At 60.2% G+C, this 17,635-nt stretch carries 18 protein-coding genes; 15 read left to right on the plus strand and 3 right to left on the minus strand.

The genetic code is table 11. From position 1 onward, the window contains the following. Positions 1–124 precede the first annotated feature (124 nt). The 12 genes from AO064_RS04985 (at position 125) to AO064_RS05040 (ending at position 9,914) form a co-directional block, all read left to right on the plus strand. Positions 125–940: a substrate-binding periplasmic protein gene (locus AO064_RS04985; RefSeq protein WP_064052616.1), complete on the plus strand. Its 816-nt coding sequence runs from the start codon at positions 125–127 to the stop codon at positions 938–940. Between the two features lie 9 nt (positions 941–949). Next, positions 950–1,312, plus strand: a complete 363-nt coding sequence (locus AO064_RS04990) for a DUF4398 domain-containing protein (protein ID WP_015885402.1) — start codon at positions 950–952, stop codon at positions 1,310–1,312. Beyond that, positions 1,309–2,124 (plus strand): OmpA family protein, encoded by an 816-nt coding sequence (locus tag AO064_RS04995; protein ID WP_064052617.1) that lies wholly within the window; start codon positions 1,309–1,311, stop codon positions 2,122–2,124. Before AO064_RS04990 ends, AO064_RS04995 begins: the two co-directional genes overlap by 4 nt. A gap of 208 nt (positions 2,125–2,332) precedes the next feature. Next, the gene (locus tag AO064_RS05000; RefSeq protein ID WP_015885400.1) at positions 2,333–3,772 is read left to right on the plus strand and encodes an aminotransferase-like domain-containing protein; all 1,440 of its coding nucleotides are present in this window, start codon (positions 2,333–2,335) and stop codon (positions 3,770–3,772) included. Between the two features lie 104 nt (positions 3,773–3,876). Next, positions 3,877–4,362, plus strand: a complete 486-nt coding sequence (locus AO064_RS05005) for a hypothetical protein (RefSeq protein ID WP_015885399.1) — start codon at positions 3,877–3,879, stop codon at positions 4,360–4,362. Positions 4,363–4,524: 162 nt separating this feature from the next. Beyond that, positions 4,525–4,779 (plus strand): YkgJ family cysteine cluster protein, encoded by a 255-nt coding sequence (locus AO064_RS05010; RefSeq protein ID WP_015885398.1) that lies wholly within the window; start codon positions 4,525–4,527, stop codon positions 4,777–4,779. Positions 4,780–4,832: 53 nt separating this feature from the next. Next, complete coding sequence (locus tag AO064_RS05015) at positions 4,833–5,438, plus strand: START domain-containing protein (RefSeq protein WP_064052618.1); 606 nt, start codon at positions 4,833–4,835, stop codon at positions 5,436–5,438. A gap of 103 nt (positions 5,439–5,541) precedes the next feature. Next, positions 5,542–5,778 carry a hypothetical protein gene (locus tag AO064_RS05020; protein WP_015885396.1) on the plus strand — a complete coding sequence of 79 codons (237 nt, stop codon included), beginning with the start codon at positions 5,542–5,544 and terminating at the stop codon, positions 5,776–5,778. A 213-nt stretch (positions 5,779–5,991) separates the two neighbouring features. Beyond that, positions 5,992–6,333, plus strand: a complete 342-nt coding sequence (locus AO064_RS05025) for a ribonuclease E inhibitor RraB (RefSeq protein WP_015885395.1) — start codon at positions 5,992–5,994, stop codon at positions 6,331–6,333. Between the two features lie 416 nt (positions 6,334–6,749). After that, entirely contained in the window at positions 6,750–8,159 is a 1,410-nt protein-coding gene (locus AO064_RS05030; RefSeq protein WP_015885394.1) for a circularly permuted type 2 ATP-grasp protein, read from the plus strand. Between the two features lie 4 nt (positions 8,160–8,163). Beyond that, entirely contained in the window at positions 8,164–9,114 is a 951-nt protein-coding gene (locus AO064_RS05035) for an alpha-E domain-containing protein (RefSeq protein ID WP_015885393.1), read from the plus strand. Further along, a complete protein-coding gene (locus AO064_RS05040) occupies positions 9,111–9,914 on the plus strand; it encodes a transglutaminase family protein (protein ID WP_064052619.1) in 804 nt (267 codons plus the stop codon). The genes AO064_RS05035 and AO064_RS05040 overlap by 4 nt, the downstream gene beginning before the upstream one ends. A gap of 163 nt (positions 9,915–10,077) precedes the next feature. On the opposite strand, the gene AO064_RS05045 is transcribed toward AO064_RS05040, so the two are convergent. Continuing rightward, entirely contained in the window at positions 10,078–10,884 is an 807-nt protein-coding gene (locus AO064_RS05045; RefSeq protein ID WP_064052620.1) for a cytochrome c, read from the minus strand. Positions 10,885–11,531: 647 nt separating this feature from the next. Between AO064_RS05045 and AO064_RS05055 the strand changes: the two genes are divergently transcribed. From AO064_RS05055 to AO064_RS05065, 3 genes are all read left to right on the plus strand, one after another. Further along, positions 11,532–12,737 carry an acetyl-CoA C-acetyltransferase gene (locus AO064_RS05055; RefSeq protein ID WP_064052622.1) on the plus strand — a complete coding sequence of 402 codons (1,206 nt, stop codon included), beginning with the start codon at positions 11,532–11,534 and terminating at the stop codon, positions 12,735–12,737. 16 nt (positions 12,738–12,753) lie between these two features. Then, positions 12,754–14,901, plus strand: a complete 2,148-nt coding sequence (locus AO064_RS05060) for a 3-hydroxyacyl-CoA dehydrogenase NAD-binding domain-containing protein (protein ID WP_064052623.1) — start codon at positions 12,754–12,756, stop codon at positions 14,899–14,901. An 84-nt stretch (positions 14,902–14,985) separates the two neighbouring features. Next, on the plus strand, positions 14,986–15,711 hold the full coding sequence (locus AO064_RS05065; RefSeq protein WP_064052624.1) for an amidotransferase: 726 nt from the start codon (positions 14,986–14,988) through the stop codon (positions 15,709–15,711). On the opposite strand, the gene AO064_RS05070 is transcribed toward AO064_RS05065, so the two are convergent. Beyond that, positions 15,708–16,679, minus strand: coding sequence for a magnesium and cobalt transport protein CorA (locus tag AO064_RS05070; protein ID WP_015885387.1), 972 nt, complete (start codon positions 16,677–16,679; stop codon positions 15,708–15,710). The genes AO064_RS05065 and AO064_RS05070 overlap by 4 nt on opposite strands. Positions 16,680–16,818: 139 nt before the next feature. Then, positions 16,819–17,541 (minus strand): lysophospholipid acyltransferase family protein, encoded by a 723-nt coding sequence (locus tag AO064_RS05075; protein WP_046035666.1) that lies wholly within the window; start codon positions 17,539–17,541, stop codon positions 16,819–16,821. Between the last annotated feature and the right edge of the window lie 94 nt (positions 17,542–17,635).

Raw genomic sequence — 17,635 nt, forward strand, 5'->3', positions numbered from 1 at the left:
CTGGTGGCGGACTTGTTCGAAGCCGTACCCGAGTTGGAGAAGCTGGTCTAATCCAGTCGCTTCACTTATAAAGAGCCCGGTCCTTGTGACCGGGCTTTTTTTTGACTTGCTGGAGACACTCGCCATGGAACTGCGCCCCTGGGCCGTACTGCTGGGCCTCACACTGCTGCCGAGCCTGACGCTGGCCGCCGGCAAATGCGACCGCCTGGTGATCACCGGCAGCCCGGACGCACCGCCTTTGCTCTGGCGCGACCCGCAAGACCCCACGCACCTGATCGGCGCCACCGCTGATGTGTTGCAGCAAGTGGCCAAGGACCTCGGGTTGAAAATCGACCTGCTCTACGGCGGCAAACGCTCCCTGGCCCTGGATGAAGTGCGCAGCGGACGCATGGATATCCTGGCCGATGCGCCGCTGAACCTGGGCGAACTGGAAACCCTCGACTACATTCACCCGGCGCTGGTGCAGCTCGACTACCTGGTCTGGACGCGCAAGGATTCGGCGCTGGCCTACACCACGGCGGCCGACCTGCACGGGCACAAAGGTGCAGTGTCGGAGCGTGCACGTTTGAGCGCCGACTTTGAGACCTTCGCCGGCCAGCAACTGAGCCTGCAGCGCTTGCCTTCACTGACGCCGGCGTTCCAGAAGCTGCTGCTGGGGGAAGTGGACTATGTGCTGGCGAGCCGTTATTCCGGCATGGCCATGGCGCAGAGCCTGGGCATGAGCAATGACCTGATCGCCCGCGACGTGCCCATCGATCAGCCGGGCCTGTACCTGGCGATTTCCCACAACTCGGCCTGCAATGATCCGTGGTTACGCGGACAGCTCGCTAAAAAGATGACAGAATTGCCCGCGTCCGGTGTGGCGGAAACCGCGCTGCAGCGCAATCTGGAGCGCTGGAAAGCACAATTGCAGCAACCCGTCGGCACCCCAACAAAGTAGGGATTTTCAGTGACTCTTCGACCTCTTTTCGCGGCCCTCGCCGTTGTCGCTCTGGCGGGATGTGCAGCCGATCCTGCGCCGAATGAACAAATACGCCTCACCCAGCAAGCCTTGGAACAAGCCGGCGCCGTGGGTGCCAGTGCCGATGAATCACCCGAACTGAAACTGGCCGAAGACAAATTCGCCCAGGCCAAGGCCGATATGGCTGATCAATCCTACAAGGACGCACGCATGCAGGCCGAACAGGCCGAGCTGGACGCGCGCCTGGCCGAAGCCCAAGTGCTGACCCGCAAGAGCCAGGAACAACTGAACGTGCTTAACACCCGCATCACCCGTCTGCGCAAGCAATTGCAACTGGGGGAGGCCCAATGAGCCCGATGATCCGTGGTTTGGGCTGTGCCGTGTTGTTGGGCAGTGCGGTGCTGGGCGGTTGCGCCAGCCACCCCAATGGCGAGCAGGCCTTGCAGCAGGCGGGCAGTGACTTCCAGAAGGTCAAGGAAGACGCCAATGTGTTACGCATCGCGCCCAAGGATGTGATCCGTGCTGGCGAGTCCCTGGCCCGCGCCGATCGCTTGTCCAGCTACTGGGGCAGCGGCGCCGACGTGGTGCATTACGCCTACCTGAGCCAGCGCTACAGCGCCATTGCGCGCGAACACACCGAACAGGCGCTCAACGAAGAGCGCGGCGCCAAGCTCGAGCTGGAACGCCAGCGCCTGCAGCTGGCGCTGCGTGAAAGCAAGCTGATCAGCGTGCAGCAGCAAGGTAAGTGGCTCGAAGAACAGATCGCCAGCCTGGCCACCACCCAGACCGATCGCGGCCTGGTGATGACCCTGGGTGACGTGCTGTTCGACACCGGTGAGGCGGAGCTGAAAAACTCGGCCAACCGCACTGTGCTGAAAATCGTACAGTTCCTGCAACTGAACCCCAAGCGTGTGGTGCGCATCGAGGGGTATGCCGACAACACCGGCGGTGAGCGGGAAAACCTCAAACTGTCTCGCGACCGCGCACAGTCGGTGGCCGATGTACTGGTAGACCTGGGGATCGACGAAAAACGCATCCAGGTCGAGGGTTATGGCGACCAGTACCCGGTCGAAGCGAATGCCTCCGAGCGGGGCAGGGCGCAGAACCGTCGGGTGGAAATTGTGTTCTCCGACGCTAAAGGCCAGTTGGGCGCCGCCCGCTAGAAGCCTGGCGCAGATCAAAAATGTGGGAGGGGGCAAACCCCCTCCCACATTTTTTATGTGCACCTGAAATCCCAGTCACCCGCCCTACAGTTTTTACTGTCACTCCCGCCCGCGCTCGACTATTGTGGCAACTGTCCCCGTACACTTCTAAACTGTGCCGGTATGTTTCACACAAAAATAAAATACCCGTGAAATCGAGTGCTGCGTCATGACCAATCTGTTGCTTTACCAACGTATCGCCCAGCAACTGGCTGAGGATATCCGGCGCGGTGTCTATCAACCGGGGGAGCGCGTGCCTTCGGTGCGCAAGATGAGCTCCCAGCTCAACGTGAGCCACGCCACGGTGTTGCAGGCCTACGCCAACCTGGAAGACCAGGGGCTGATCCGGGCACGTCCGCAGTCCGGTTATTACGTGCATCAGACACCCGCGCTCACGGCCCCCACGCCGGACATCGCGCGGGTCGAGCGGCCGGGGTTGGTCACCCGCAGCAGCATCATTCAGCAAGTGTTGGGCGAATCCCGCCGCGAAGGGGTGTTCCCGTTGGGCGCCGCGGTGCCGAGCGTGGATTACCTGCCGGTACGGGCATTGCACCAGCAGTTGGCCAAGGTCACGCGCTTTCAGAGCCCTCGGGCCTTCAGCTATATGTTCAGCCCCGGTTTCGAACCGCTGCGCCGTCAGGTGGCGATCCGCATGCGCGATGCGGGTGTGGTGGTGGATCCTTCCGAAGTGGTGATCACCCACGGTTGCGTCGATGCCTTACAGATGTCACTGCGGGTGTTGACGCGGCCGGGCGACCTGATTGCCGCTGAGTCGCCGACGTATTACGGCCTGCTGCAGCTGGCCGATCTGCTGGGCCTCAAAGTCATCGAGATTCCCAGCGACCCGTCCACCGGCATGAGCCTGGAAGCCCTGCAACTGGCGGCGAACCAATGGTCGATCAAGGCGCTGGTATTGACCACGCGCCTGAGCAACCCGCTCGGCGGCACCATGCCCGAAGAACGGCAAAAACAGTTACTGCGCCTGGCCTCGGATTTCGATATCCAGATTGTCGAGGACGATATCTACGGCGAACTGATGTTCGAGCTCGGCCGCACCAAGGCCCTGAAAGCCTATGACCGCCTGGACCGGGTGATCTATTGCTCGAGTTTTTCCAAGACATTGTCCCCCGGCGTGCGCATAGGCTGGATGATCGCCGGCAAGTACCAGCAGGAAATCCAGCGCCTGCAGATGTTCAGCACCCACTCCGCATGCAGTGTCACGCAGATGGGCGTTGCCGCTTATCTTGAGAATGGCGGCTACGACCGGCACCTGCGCTACATCCGTCAGGAATACCGCAAGAACCTCAGCGCTTTCCAACTGGCGGTGCAGCAGTATTTCCCCGAAGGCACGCAGATGACTCGCCCGACCGGCGGTTTTATCCTGTGGGTCAGTTTGCCCGGACGGGTCAATACCCAGGAACTGCACGTGCGTGCCCTGCAACAGGGCATTAGCATTGCGCCAGGGTTGATTTTCAGCAACACAGAACAGTTCAACCACTGCATTCGCCTTAACTGCGGTACGCCGTGGAACCGCGAGGCAGAGCGGGCGCTGATGACCCTGGGGATGCTGGCCAGCCAGTTATGCCAGGAAACTGCAGCCGGCCTCTGAGGCGCAAAAAAGGGACAACTCCGACAGTGGGCTGATCACCACGCTTGTCATGCCGTGCACAACAAGCGAGCATATGGCCCTCTGCCGTTAATGCTGTAGGCAATATGACTCAGATTTTTCGCGCTGTTCTGGTAATTGGCCTGTTAAGCCTGTGCAACGTCAGCACAGCGCTGGCGGCGGCCCCTGTGAGCGAAACCAAGCCTGCTGCGAGCTCTGAACAGAAGACCCCTGCGAAAAAACCGGCGCCGGCCAAAAAAGCGCCCGCTGCGAAGAAGAACGCGGCCACTGCCAAAAAACGTGCTGCGAGCAAATCCAAGGCCTCCCGTGAAGTGGCCCAGACGCAATTGCCCCCTGCACAGTTGGACCTGTCACTGCCTTCGGACATGGTCAGGCACTTGCAGCCCATCGGCACCATGCCCAAGCCCAAGAGCGTGCCCCTGCTGCCGCCGATGTTCGGCGAGAAGCCCACCGACAACAGTGCATTCCAGATCAACGGCCGCCTGCTCAGCAATGAGATGAGGCTGCAATTGCGCAATGAAGAGCGGCGCGATGTGGAAGGTGCAGCGCTGGATTTCGAATTCAAGCAGTAAACTTTTCCCCCAGACGTGACGTGTCCCTTCGACCATCTGTCGCAGACTGGTCAGTCACTTTTGTTTTCTGCGAAAAACCCCTGTTAGACCATTTTAAAACGGCTGTTTTAGGGCGTACTCTAGCCCGGCCATCCACATTGAGTCGTCGAGGACCTGCTGGTCATGAATTGCCGTGAAGGCTGTGGCGCTTGCTGCATCGCCCCCTCCATCAGTTCGCCATTACCGGGCATGCCACAAGGCAAACCGGCCGGCGAACGCTGCCTGCACCTGTCGGTCGAACAGCTATGCCTGCTGTTCGGGCAACCGGAGCGACCGGCGGTGTGCAGCGATTTCAAGGCGGATATTGAGGTCTGCGGCACCGACCAGGCCGATGCGATTCGCTTGATCGGCTGGTGGGAGCAGATGACGGCGGCTTGATGGGCTTTACTATCGGAACTTTTTTCGGAACTTCGACAATAAGGAATACAACAATGGGTTCGCTGAAACGAATGGCTGTGCTGTGCGGTTTTACGGTGTTGTTTGCTGCCACTGCCCAGGCTGAGGATTGGCAAGTCGCCAAGGATGAAGACGGTATCAAGGTGTCCCTGAGCGAAGTGGCCGGCTCCAAGTACAAGGCGTATCGCGGTGTGACCACGATCAAGGCGCCTTTGGCAAAAATCGTCGCCTTGCAGGAAGACGTGGCCGGTGCCTGTAAATGGATTCACGAGTGCAAGTCCCAGAAGCTGGTCGATAAGAAAGGTGACGAGAGCTGGACCTACACCCAATTCAAAGCCCCGTTCCCCGTGACCGATCGCGATTCCTACCTGCATATCACCACGACCAAGGCCGCCGACGGCACGCTGACGCGTAAACTCGAAGGTGTCCCGACCTACAAGCCTGAAGAAAAAGGCTACGTCCGCGTGGCTCAGGTCGACGGTTTCTGGAAACTGGTGCCAAAGGGCGACAACCAGACCGAAGTCACTTACCAGGTGCACACCGAACCAGGTGGCAGCGTGCCTTCGTGGTTGGCCAACAAATTTGTGGTGGACGCGCCGTTCAACACCTTGAAAGCCTTGAAAGAACACGCTGAAAAATAAGCGCAGTTGATCGGGTGTCTCCGACCTTGGGTGGAACGTTTGCCAAGCCCCCAAGGTCCAGATAGAGGTAAGCCCACACACGGGTTTTATCGAGGAGGCACCGATGCAAAAGTGGCAGATTACCTTCGTTGATGATCACGGCGTGCAGTCCGTTGAACAGTTCACCTGTGACCAGAAGCCCAGCCTCGAAGATGCGGCACACATGATTCGCAACAAACTGGTGCCCGTTGCCGCCGAACTGGACCTCAACGACCTGGAGGGCCGCAAGCCCGAGCCTACGGTCAAGATCCTCAAAGACCAGAACAGTATCCAGATCCTCGACATCTCTCCTGCCGCCTGAATATTCCCTGTCCACCCTTAAAGCGCCTCTGGTGGAGGTGATAGCTTCGCGCTACTCTGCAAATGAGATCAGCGAATGAATCGCTAAGGTCTGGTCTTGTCAGCTACATGCTTGTTTTCCAGCGGTGATGTTATTGCCGTAGTCCCCACGCCAGTACGGCGTGGGCTTCGGGAAGCACGGAAAGTCTATCCATCAATTTGAGGAGCACTTTTCATGAGCACAGCCTATCAAGAAGATATCAGCACCAACGTTCTGCGCCGCATGAAAGAGGGCGGCTTCGACTTTTCGCGTTTTCACCCCATCGAGTTCTACGCCATTTTCCCGGATGAGGAACGGGCGCGCAGGGCTGCGGGTGAGTTTCGCGGGGAATCCCTGAATGCCCAGGTCAGTGCGCGCGACGATGGCGCCTGGTACCTGGAACTGAGCAAAATCATGTTCGCTACCTACGACGGCATAGGAGACTTCGAGCAAGACTTTGAGGCGGTGGTCGAGCCGCTGGGCGGGATCATCGAGGGATGGGGCGTGAAGCAGGAGGTGCGTGGGTTACCCATGTAGCAGTTAGCAGTATGAGAACCACAGCGTATCGGCTGACCTTTGGGTCGGCCGATTTTGTTTGTGCTGTAGGAAAACTACTCGGAACTTGTAGCCCACTTTTCTGCACCAAAAAAAAGCCACCCAGAGAGGGTGGCCTAAAGGGAAGAGCGGTGGGCTGAACCTGTAGGACGCATCCTGTTCAGCAGATGGTTGTGATTATCCGCAGGCTTGGCCGGGCAGTGAAATCAACTCTGGCTATGCTGTTGATAGTCAAAGCCCGCATTGCGATGAAGCGTGGGGCTGTGCACCGGGCATTCTGCGCACCAGGACGGTGCGGTCAGATTTTTATGTTTATTTAACTCACTGATTTTTAAGTGTTTATGCCGCTGGCACGGGCCTTGCGATGGTTCTTGCGTCCGGGTGACAAGGAGTTCGGCATGATCCGCACTTATTACGATGAGATGTACGATGGGGCAGGGCAGGTCCGGCCTCATTACCGCGAGTTCGCCCGCTGGTTGGCCGACACGCCTGCTGAACTGCTGGCGCAACGCCGGCGCGAAGCCGATTTGCTGTTCCACCGCGCAGGGATCACCTTCACGCTCTACGGGGACGAGCAGGGCACCGAGCGCCTGATCCCCTTTGACACCATCCCACGCAGCATCCCCGCCAGCGAATGGCGGATTGTCGAGCGCGGCTGCATCCAGCGGGTCAAGGCGCTTAATATGTTTCTCGCCGACCTGTATCACGAACAACGCATCATCAAGGCCGGGATCATCCCCGCCGAACAGGTGCTGGCCAACGAGCAATACCAACTGGCCATGCAAGGCCTGGACCTGCACCGCGACCTGTATTCCCACATCTCCGGGGTCGACCTCGTACGCGATGGCGACGGCACGTACTACGTGCTGGAAGACAACCTGCGTACACCGAGCGGCGTCAGCTACATGCTCGAAGACCGCAAGATGATGATGCGCCTGTTCCCCGAACTGTTCGCCGCCCAACGCATCGCGCCCATCGATCACTACCCCAACCTGCTGCTGGATACCCTGAAAAGCTCCAGCCCCCTGGACAACCCCAGCGTGGTGGTATTGACCCCGGGCCGCTTCAACAGCGCGTTCTTTGAACATGCCTTTCTGGCCCGTGAAATGGGCGTGGAACTGGTGGAAGGCGCCGACCTGTTCGTGCGCGATGACCGCGTCTTCATGCGCACCACCGATGGCCCCAAGGCCGTGGACGTGATCTACCGTCGCCTTGATGACGCCTTCCTCGACCCCTTGGCCTTCAACCCGGACTCCATGCTCGGCGTGCCCGGCCTGCTCGCGGCCTACCGCTCCGGCAATGTGGTGCTGGCCAATGCTATCGGCACCGGGGTGGCGGATGACAAGTCGGTGTACCCCTTCGTCACCGAGATGATCCGTTTTTACCTGGATGAAGAACCGATCCTGAAGAATGTTCCGACCTTCCAGTGCCGTAAGCCCGACGAACTTTCCCACGTATTGGCCAACCTGCCCGACCTGGTCGTGAAGGAAACCCAAGGCTCCGGCGGCTACGGCATGCTGGTGGGCCCGGCGTCCACCGCAGCGGAAATCGAAGCCTTCCGTGCCCGTATCAAGGCCAAGCCCCACGCCTATATCGCCCAGCCGACCCTGTGTTTATCCACCTGCCCGACGTTTGTCGAAAACGGCATTGCGCCCCGCCATATCGACCTGCGCCCGTTCGTGTTGTCCGGCAAGGAAACCCGTGTGGTCCCCGGCGGCTTGACCCGCGTTGCATTGCGCGAAGGCTCGCTGGTGGTCAACTCGTCCCAGGGTGGCGGCACCAAAGACACGTGGGTGGTCGAGGACTGATGCCATGTTGAGTAGAACTGCCTCGGATTTGTACTGGATGTCGCGCTACCTTGAACGCGCGGAGAACCTCGCGCGCATGCTCGACGTCAGCTATTCGCTGTCGCTGATGCCCCAGGATGGGCGCGGTGATGGCCTGCATGAACTGGCCATGCCGCTGTTGATCACCGGCACCCTGGAGGATTACCACGCACGTCACGGTGAATTGCACGCTGAACGCCTGCTGCACTTCTTTGCTCTGGATGCGGCCAACCCGGCCAGTATCTACAGTTGTCTCGGCGCCGCGCGGGCCAGCGCCCATGCGGTGCGTGGGCGAATTACCGCCGACATGTGGGAAAACATCAACGCTACCTGGTTGGATATCCGTGATATCGCCCAGCAGGGCCTGAGCCGTTATGGCATGAGTCGGTTCTGTGAGTGGGTCAAGGAGCGTTCCCATCTGTTCCGGGGCGCCACCTACGGCACCATCATGCGCAACGATGCCTTCCGCTTTATTCGCCTCGGCACGTTTATCGAACGCGCCGACAACACGCTGCGCTTGCTGGACGCACGCTATGAAATGGCCGGTGACCAGGCCGAAGCCGTCACCGATGGCACTGCGCATGCCTACTATCAATGGAGTGCTTTGCTGCGGGCCTTGTCGTCGTTCGAGGCCTACACTGAGATTTATCGCGATGCGCCCGGCGCCCGGCAAGTCGCTGAGTTGCTGCTGCTGCGCGCCGATGTGCCGCGCTCACTGCGTGCCTGCAGCGAAGAGATTGACCAGATCCTGGCCAGCCTGCCCGGCATCAACGGCCGCCCGGCCCAGCGCCTGGCCGCCGAGATGGATGCGCGCCTGCGCTTTACCGCCATTGATGAAATCCTTGAGGAAGGCCTGCATGCCTGGCTGACCGACTTTATCCCCTTGGTCCGCCAATTGGGCGACGCCATCTACAGTTCCTACCTGGAGGCCGCATGAGACTCTCCATCAGCCACGAAACCACTTACCACTACGAAGACCAAGTGCGCGCCAGCATCCAGTACCTGCGCCTGACGCCCCATGACAGCGAGCGCCAGCATGTGCTCAGTTGGCAACTCGACCTCCCGCGTCCGGTGCGTGCCCAGGTGGACCCGTTCGGCAACATCCTGCATGTGCTGACCCTGGATGAACCCCACGACGCCATCATCATCGGAGCGCGTGGCCAAGTGGACATCGACGAACTGCGCGAGGCCGAACACGAGAGCCAATCGCCATTCCCGTTCCTGCGCTGCACCCGCCTGACCGAGCCCGATGAAGCGCTGCGCGGCTTTGCCGACCAGCATTGCCATCAACGTCGCGATCGCACGGCGTTGATCGACCTGATGCATGCACTTAACCAAGCGATGGTCTACACGCCGGGCGCGACCGAAGTCGACACCTGCGCCGCCCAGGCTTTCGCCGGCCGTGCGGGCGTGTGCCAGGACCACACCCACGCGTTTTTGGCCTGCGCACGCAGCCTGGGCATCCCTGCGCGGTATGTGTCGGGGTATTTGTATTCCGAGGACAGCACGCACCTGGCCAGCCATGCCTGGGCCGAAGCCTGGCTGGATGACGCTTGGTACAGCTTTGACGTGACCAACCAGCTGGCCCGCCCGGAGCGGCATTTGAAACTGGCGGTAGGGTTGGATTACCTGGATGCCTGCCCGGTGCGCGGCATGCGTCGCGGCGGCGGTCATGAGCAGATGCACGCGAAGGTGTTCGTGGCGCCGACGCCGGTGATTTCCGTCCAGCAGCAATAGCCTGATCGTGGGTCTGCCAGCGGTTTTGTGGCTTGTAGTGAGCGGGCTTGCCCCGCGCTGGGCTGCGAAGCGGCCCTAATCAAGCAGAATGCGGTGCATCAGGTATTGCCGAGGCGCCTGGATCAGGGCTGCTTCGCCGCCCAGCGCGGGGCAAGCCCGCTCACTACAAGGGCTGTTTGCGCGCGGCCATGTGCTTTAGATACTCAACCAATAAATCCAGCTCATTGTCCGGCAACACGCTGGCGGCGAATGCCGGCATCTTCGCCTGTGGCCAATGCCGCAGGCTCTGCGGGTCACGGATATAGCGCTTGAGGAAATAACCGCCAAAATACTCGGTGGGGTTATAGGGGACATTCAGGTCCGGCCCCACCTGTGCATCACCGGCGCCATTGAGGCGGTGACAGGCCAGGCAGTTTTTCTGGAACAGCGCAAAGCCCTGGTTGATCGGGTCATTGGGCGCCAGCGTCGGGTCGGGCAACAACGCCGGAAAACGCTCCGCCACGGTCTTCAACTGCTTTATCCCGGAGATCTGGAACGGCCACTGCTCCGGGCTGATAGACCCGGCCTGTGGATCGGTCCACACCAGGTAGAACGGCCCGGCACTCGGTTTGCCATCCGCCAGTGCGGGCCATGGCTGGGCGGGGTCCTCCACCGCGAGCCAGGCGCGTGCACCGTGGTTTTCCAGCAGCGGCGCAGCCGTGAGTTCGGCGGCGAATCCATCGAGGGCAACGGCTTGCAGGTGGCTCTCAGGTTTCAAACCCGGTAGGAGCACCGCCAGCGGCACTGCACGATAGGTCATGGTGCGCTTGTAGGACACGTCATCAACGATCTGCACCGTTTGCGCTTGCGGGTGCTTGAGCAGGTCGGCGGTCTGCCAGGTCTTGCGGGTGTGGTCGAGTTCGACGGTCAATTGCGCGGCTGAAGCGGGAAGGCCGATCAGCAAGGCGAGGAGGGCAAGGATAGCTTTCAAGATGCAGGCTCGAATCAACGTGGCGATTGGGCTCACGATACCGGAAATCGGCGCGCAAAAAGACAGCCCCTGCAGGACCGCTATGCGCAATGTCCCGGCAGGCGCTGCCAAAAGCTGCAAACCCTGTGCTGTGATTGCACGGAATGGGGCCGTGGAGGGGTCACCCAATAACCTTGGTTAAGTTGGGCAAGATCAAAATCAGTGTGGTGGCGAACAGAATGAGTCCCGCCTGACGTACTTTCGAATGTTTAAACATGGCTGACTGCCTTTTGTTGTTATTCCTGAGCGTCAAATACGTGCCGGTTTTATTTCAGTATGGCGAGATGACGTGTCACTTTTCTTACAGCTGCTCCAGCAAAACCCGGCAGCAACTTCTTACTGATTCAACCTTAGAGCCCTCGTTCTTCTTGGCTTAGACCCATTTCATATCAGCTAATCAGCATTTCAGCTTAAAAAGGCATGAGGCATAACGCCATCTTGGCGCCAATGCCTTGGCTAGACAGCTAAAACGATTAATCAGGTAATTACCTTAGGAGGCTACCGTTCGTCCGAGCGAGGGGGTCAACAGCAATGAGCGCATCCGTCATTGAAACCGTGTCAATCGGGCCTAAGGTGGAGGCACACCTGCACATCGGTTCGAGGACATCATGACCCAAGCTTTGATCTTTGATGCGATACGTACGCCCCGTGGCAAAGGCAAGTCGGACGGCGCCTTGCACAGCGTCAAACCGGTTAACCTGGTAGCCGGTTTGCTCACCGCCCTGGCCCGACGCAGCGACCTCGACACCCAACAAGTGGACGACATCGTGCTCGGTTGCGTGACCCCGGTGGGCGACCAGGGTGCCGACATCGCCAAGACCGCCGCCCTGGTGGCCGATTGGGACGTCAGCGTCGCAGGCGTCCAGATCAACCGCTTCTGCGCTTCTGGCCTGGAAGCGGTCAACCTGGGCGCGATGAAGGTGCGCTCCGGCTTCGAAGATCTCGTGGTGGTCGGTGGCGTCGAATCCATGTCCCGCGTGCCCATGGGCAGTGACGGAGGCGCCTGGGTGCTCGACCCGCAGACCAATCTGCACAGCCACTTCACCCCACAGGGCATCGGCGCGGACCTGATCGCTACCCTCGAGGGGTTCACCCGCCAGGACGTCGACGCCTTTGCCCTGCATTCACAACAGAAAGCGGCCAGGGCATGTGCAGACGGTTCCTTCAACACGTCGCTGATTGCGGTGCAGGACCAGAACGGCATTGTGCTGCTCGACCATGACGAATTTATTCGCGGCGACTCCACCCTCGAAGGCCTTGGCAAGCTCAAGCCCAGCTTCGAAATGATCGGGCAGATGGGCTTCGATGCCACTGCGCTGCGGGTCTACAGCCATGTGGAGCGCATCAACCACGTACACACGCCGGGCAACAGCTCCGGCATCGTCGATGGCGCCGCATTGATGTTGATCGGCTCCGAGGCCAAGGGCCGCGAACTTGGCCTGCAGCCCCGGGCGCGTATTGTCGCCACGGCGGTCACCAGCACTGACCCGACCATCATGCTCACCGGCCCCGCGCCTGCCACGCGCAAGGCCCTGGCCAAGGCTGGGTTGCGCGTTGAAGACATCGACCTGTTCGAGGTCAACGAAGCGTTTGCCTCGGTGGTGCTCAAGTTCATCAAGGACATGCGCATCGACGCGGCACGGGTCAACGTGAACGGCGGCTCTATCGCCATGGGCCATCCGCTGGGCGCCACCGGCTGCGCGATCCTCGGCACCCTGCTCGACGAACTGGACGTGCGCCAGCAGCGCTACGGCCTGGCCACGTTGTGTGTCGGCGGTGGCATGGGCATCGCCACCATTATCGAACGCCTCTGAGCCCAAGGAATCTGTCATGACCCAAGCCATTCGTTACGAAAAAGGCCAGGACGGCATCGTCGTGCTGACCCTCGACATGCCCGGCCAGAGCGCCAACACCATGAACAGCGTGTACCGCGAGGCCATGGCGGCCACGGTCGAACGCCTGGAGGCGGAAAAAGACGGCCTTGCCGGGGTGGTCATCACTTCGGCCAAGAAGACATTTTTTGCGGGTGGCGACCTGAATGAACTGATCAAGGTCGACACGGCTCACGCCAAGGCATTTTACGACAGCGTGTTGGTGTTGAAGGCACAGCTGCGGCGCCTGGAAACCCTCGGCAAGCCCGTGGTGGCCGCCATCAATGGCGCGGCGCTGGGAGGCGGCTGGGAGATTTGCCTGGCGTGCCATTACCGTGTCGTGCTGGACGACAAATCGGTGCAGCTTGGCCTGCCGGAAGTCACCCTGGGCCTGCTGCCGGGTGGCGGTGGGGTGGTGCGCATGGTGCGTTTGCTGGGGCTGGAAAAGGCCTTGCCGTATTTGCTCGAAGGCAAGAAAGTGCGGCCGCAACAGGCACTGCAAGCCGGTCTGGTCAATGAGCTGGCGGCGGACCGCGAACAGTTGCTGGCCAAGTCACGCGCCTGGATCCTGGCCAATCCGGACGCCAAACAGCCGTGGGACAACAAAGCCTACCAGATCCCCGGCGGTACGCCGTCGAGCCCGAAAGTTGCCCAGATGCTGGCGATCGCGCCATCGATTTTGCGCAGTAAAACCCAGGGCTGTTTCCCCGCCCCGGAGAAAATCCTCTGCGCTGCCGTCGAAGGCGCCCAAGTGGACTTCGACACCGCACACCTGATCGAAACCCGTTATTTCACCGAGTTGGTGACCGGGCAGGTGGCGAAAAACATGATCGGCACTTTCTGGTTCCAGCTCAACGAGATCAACGCCGGCCGTTCACGGCCGCAAGGGTTTGCACCCTATGTCACACGTAAAGTCGGCGTGCTGGGTGCGGGGATGATGGGGGCGGGGATCGCTTATGTCAGCGCCAGCGCAGGCATCGACGTGGTACTCAAGGACGTCAACCTGGCCGCCGCCGAGAAGGGCAAGGCGCATTCGGTGGCGCTGCTGGACAAGAAGGTCAGCCGTGGTCAGTTGACGGCGCAACAGCGTGAAGCCACCTTGGCGCGCATTCATCCTACGGCCTCCGATGCCGACTTGGCGGGTTGCGACCTGATCATCGAGGCGGTGTTCGAAGACCGCGAACTCAAGGCCAAGGTCTCGGCTGCTGCGCAAAGCGTGGTCGGCGCCGAGGCCGTGATCGCCTCCAACACGTCCACCTTGCCGATCAGCGGTTTGGCCACGGCGGTGCCGGATCAGGCCAAGTTCATCGGCCTGCACTTCTTCAGCCCGGTGGACAAGATGCCCTTGGTGGAAATCATCAAGGGTACCCACACCAGCGACGAAACCCTGGCCCGAGGGTTCGATTTCGTACTGCAAATCAAGAAAACTCCGATCGTGGTCAACGACCGTCGTGGCTTCTTCTCCTCGCGGGTGTTCGGTACCTTCACCAATGAAGGCATCGCCATGCTCGGCGAAGGCGTGGCCGCGCCGATGATCGAGACCGAAGCCCGCAAGGCCGGCATGCCGGTGGGGCCGTTGGCGGTGTCGGATGAAGTCTCCCTCAGCCTGATGAGCCATATCCGACAGCAGACGTCCAAGGATCTGCTGGCAGAAGGCAAGGCCGTGCCGACACATCCGGCGACGGCGGTGATCGATCTGCTGGTCAACGAATACAAGCGCGTAGGCAAGGCGGCGGGGGGCGGTTTCTATGAATACCCCAGCGGTGGGCAAAAGTACCTGTGGCCAGAGTTGAAAAGCCGCTTTGAACGGCCCGACCAACGCATCTCGCCACAGGATGTGCGCGACCGCCTGCTGTTTATCCAGGCCATCGAGACCGTGCGCTGTGTGGAGGAGGGGGTGTTGATGTCCACGGCAGACGCGAACGTGGGGTCTATTTTCGGCATCGGTTTCGCGGCCTGGAGCGGCGGCGCTCTGCAGTTCATCAACCAATATGGGTTGAACGACTTTGTCGCCCGCGCTCGTTACCTGGCCGAGCAATATGGCGAACGGTTCGCACCGCCGACATTGTTGTTGGATAAAGCGGCACGCGGTGAAGTGTTCCGGTGATCGAGCGGGGGCTTGCCTTGAAGGGGTATTTCAAGGCAGGCTCTGGGGTGTGCAATATTCCCATCACCGTGTCAGGTATTTTTTATGTCGCTACGCGTCTGTATCCTGGAAACCGATATCCTGCGTCCAGGCTTGATCGATCAATACCAAGGGTACGGGCAGATGTTCAAGCGCCTGTTCTCCAAGCAGCCGATCCCCGCCGAGTTTGTCGTCTATAACGTAGTGAACGGTGAATACCCCTCCGACGACGAAGTGTTCGACGCGTACCTAGTGACCGGCAGCAAGGCCGATTCCTTCGGCACTGACCCGTGGATCCAGACCCTCAAGACCTATCTGCTCGAACGTTACGAGCGCGGCGACAAGCTGCTCGGTATCTGCTTCGGTCACCAATTGCTGGCGCTGCTGCTGGGCGGCAAGGCTGAACGCGCGAGCCAGGGTTGGGGCATTGGCATCCACGACTATAAGCTCGATGCCAAGGCGCCGTGGATGAGCCCTGAAGTGGAAGAGCTGACGCTATTGATCAGCCACCAGGACCAGGTCACCACACTGCCGGAAAATGCTACGGTCGTTGCGTCGAGCGCTTTTTGCCCGTTTGCGGCGTACCACATCGGCTACCAGGTGCTGTGCTTCCAGGGCCACCCGGAATTTATCCACGACTATTCCCGCGAGTTGCTGGAAATTCTTCAGACAACCCTGGGCGAAAAGATCTACACAAACGGCGTGGCCAGCCTGGAGCGCGACCACCACGGGGCGACTGTGGCGGAATGGATGATGCGTTTTGTGGCGCACAAACCCGAGGCCCGGGTTTAAAGCCAACCCGAACGCTTGAAACTCGCCCACAAGCCGGTGCAACCGGTCGCAATCAACCCGAGCACCGCAAAATAGCCGTAGTGCCATTGCAGCTCGGGCATGTTCTGGAAGTTCATCCCATAAATCCCCGCCACCGCGGTGGGGAACGCCAGGATCGCCGCCCACGCGGCGAACTTGCGCTGCACCACGCTCTGGCGCGAGGCCTCGAGTAGCACGCCGATTTCGATGGTCTGGCTGGCAATATCGCGCAGAGTGGTGAGGTCTTCCATCTGCCGCGTCACGTGAATCTGCACATCGCGGAAATACGGGCGCATGTTCTTGTCGATAAACGGGAAGTTGAGTTTCTGCAGCTCCTGACTGATCTCCACCATCGGCGCCACATAGCGCTTGAGCCGCAGCACATCGCGACGCAGGCCATGGATCTTCTGGATGTCGCGTTCACTCAGCGAACTGCACAGCACATTGCGCTCCAGCTCATCGATCTCGGCATGGATCGCTTCGCTCACCGGTTGGTAGTTTTCGGTGACGAAATCCAGCAGCGCATAGAGTACGAAATCTTCCCCATGCTCCAGCAACAGCGGCCGCGCCTCACAGCGCTGGCGCACAAAGCCGTAGGACGCGGAATGACCGTTGCGTGCGGTGATGATGTAGCCGTTGCCGGCAAAGATATGGGTCTCGATAAACTCCAGCTTGCCGTTCTCGCGCACCGGTGAATAGGTGACGATAAACAGCGCGTCGCCAAAGGTTTCCAGCTTGGGGCGGCTGTGTTTTTCCAGGGCGTCTTCGATGGCCAGTTCATGCAGGTTGAACTGGCGTTGTAGGTTGGCCAGTTCCTGTGCGTCGGGTTCTTCCAGGCCGATCCACACAAAGTGGCCGGGTTTGGCGGCCCAGGCCGCGCCTTCATCAAGGGTGATATCAGTGACTTTCTTACCGGCGCTGTAGACGGCGGCCGCAACAACTCTACCCATGGTGCTGATCACTTCTTATTGGGAGGACACGTGTTGGGCAGCTTAGCCTGAATGGCGTTCCGTCGTAGCCGTCGTTTCTGCAAGCTTTTGTAGTGAGCGAGCTTGCTCGCGCTGGGGTGCGAAGCGCCTTTGGCAGTCTTCAACCAGCCCGCACTTCGCGATCCATCGCCTCAATACACGCCGCCATCTGCGCATGGCAAGCCTGCATCAACGCCGGGATGTCATCCGAAGTCAGGCCAATTGTAGGAATTGGCGGCAACGAACGTATGATCACATCACCACTGTTCCAGCGATTGAGCTGCATGTGCGTGACGTAATTGCTGACGCACACCTGCACGATGGGCACCCCGGCCGCAATCGCCATATGGAACGCGCCCTTCTTGAACGGCAGTAAACCTTTGCCCAGGTTGCGTGTGCCTTCCGGAAACACCCAGATCGACGTGTCTTCGTGCTGCAAGGTTCGGGTGGTGGTGAGCATCGCGCGGCGTGCCTTGTGCGCATTGCCCCGGTCGATCAGCACATTGCCCGCCAGCCAGAACAACTGGCCGAACAGCGGCACCCATTTCAGGCTTTTCTTGGCGATACACACCGTGCGGTGGGGCACCACGTTGCCGAACACAAACAGGTCATAGTTGGACTGATGGTTGGCGATGATCACGCAGGTGCCAGGCTTGTTGCGCAGCGAGTCCACATCGGCCTTCACCTTCAGCCGCAGGATCCACATGGCCGGCAACGCGTAGAGGCGAGCACACAGGCGGCTGTTGTCCGGGTTGAATGGCCGGCACAGACCGACCAGCACACCCAGCACGCCAGCGAGCATAAAGTGCAGGCCCATCAACAACATACGCAACAGAAAAAGCATCGACACGGTCCATCGGGACAAAAGGTGGCGCAGTGTACGGTTGTGCACTGTATTCGGCAATTACCCCGGTAGAGGTAGGAGATAGGCGATGTTT

Source organism: Pseudomonas marginalis (assembly GCF_001645105.1).
GTDB lineage: Bacteria > Pseudomonadota > Gammaproteobacteria > Pseudomonadales > Pseudomonadaceae > Aquipseudomonas > Aquipseudomonas petroselini.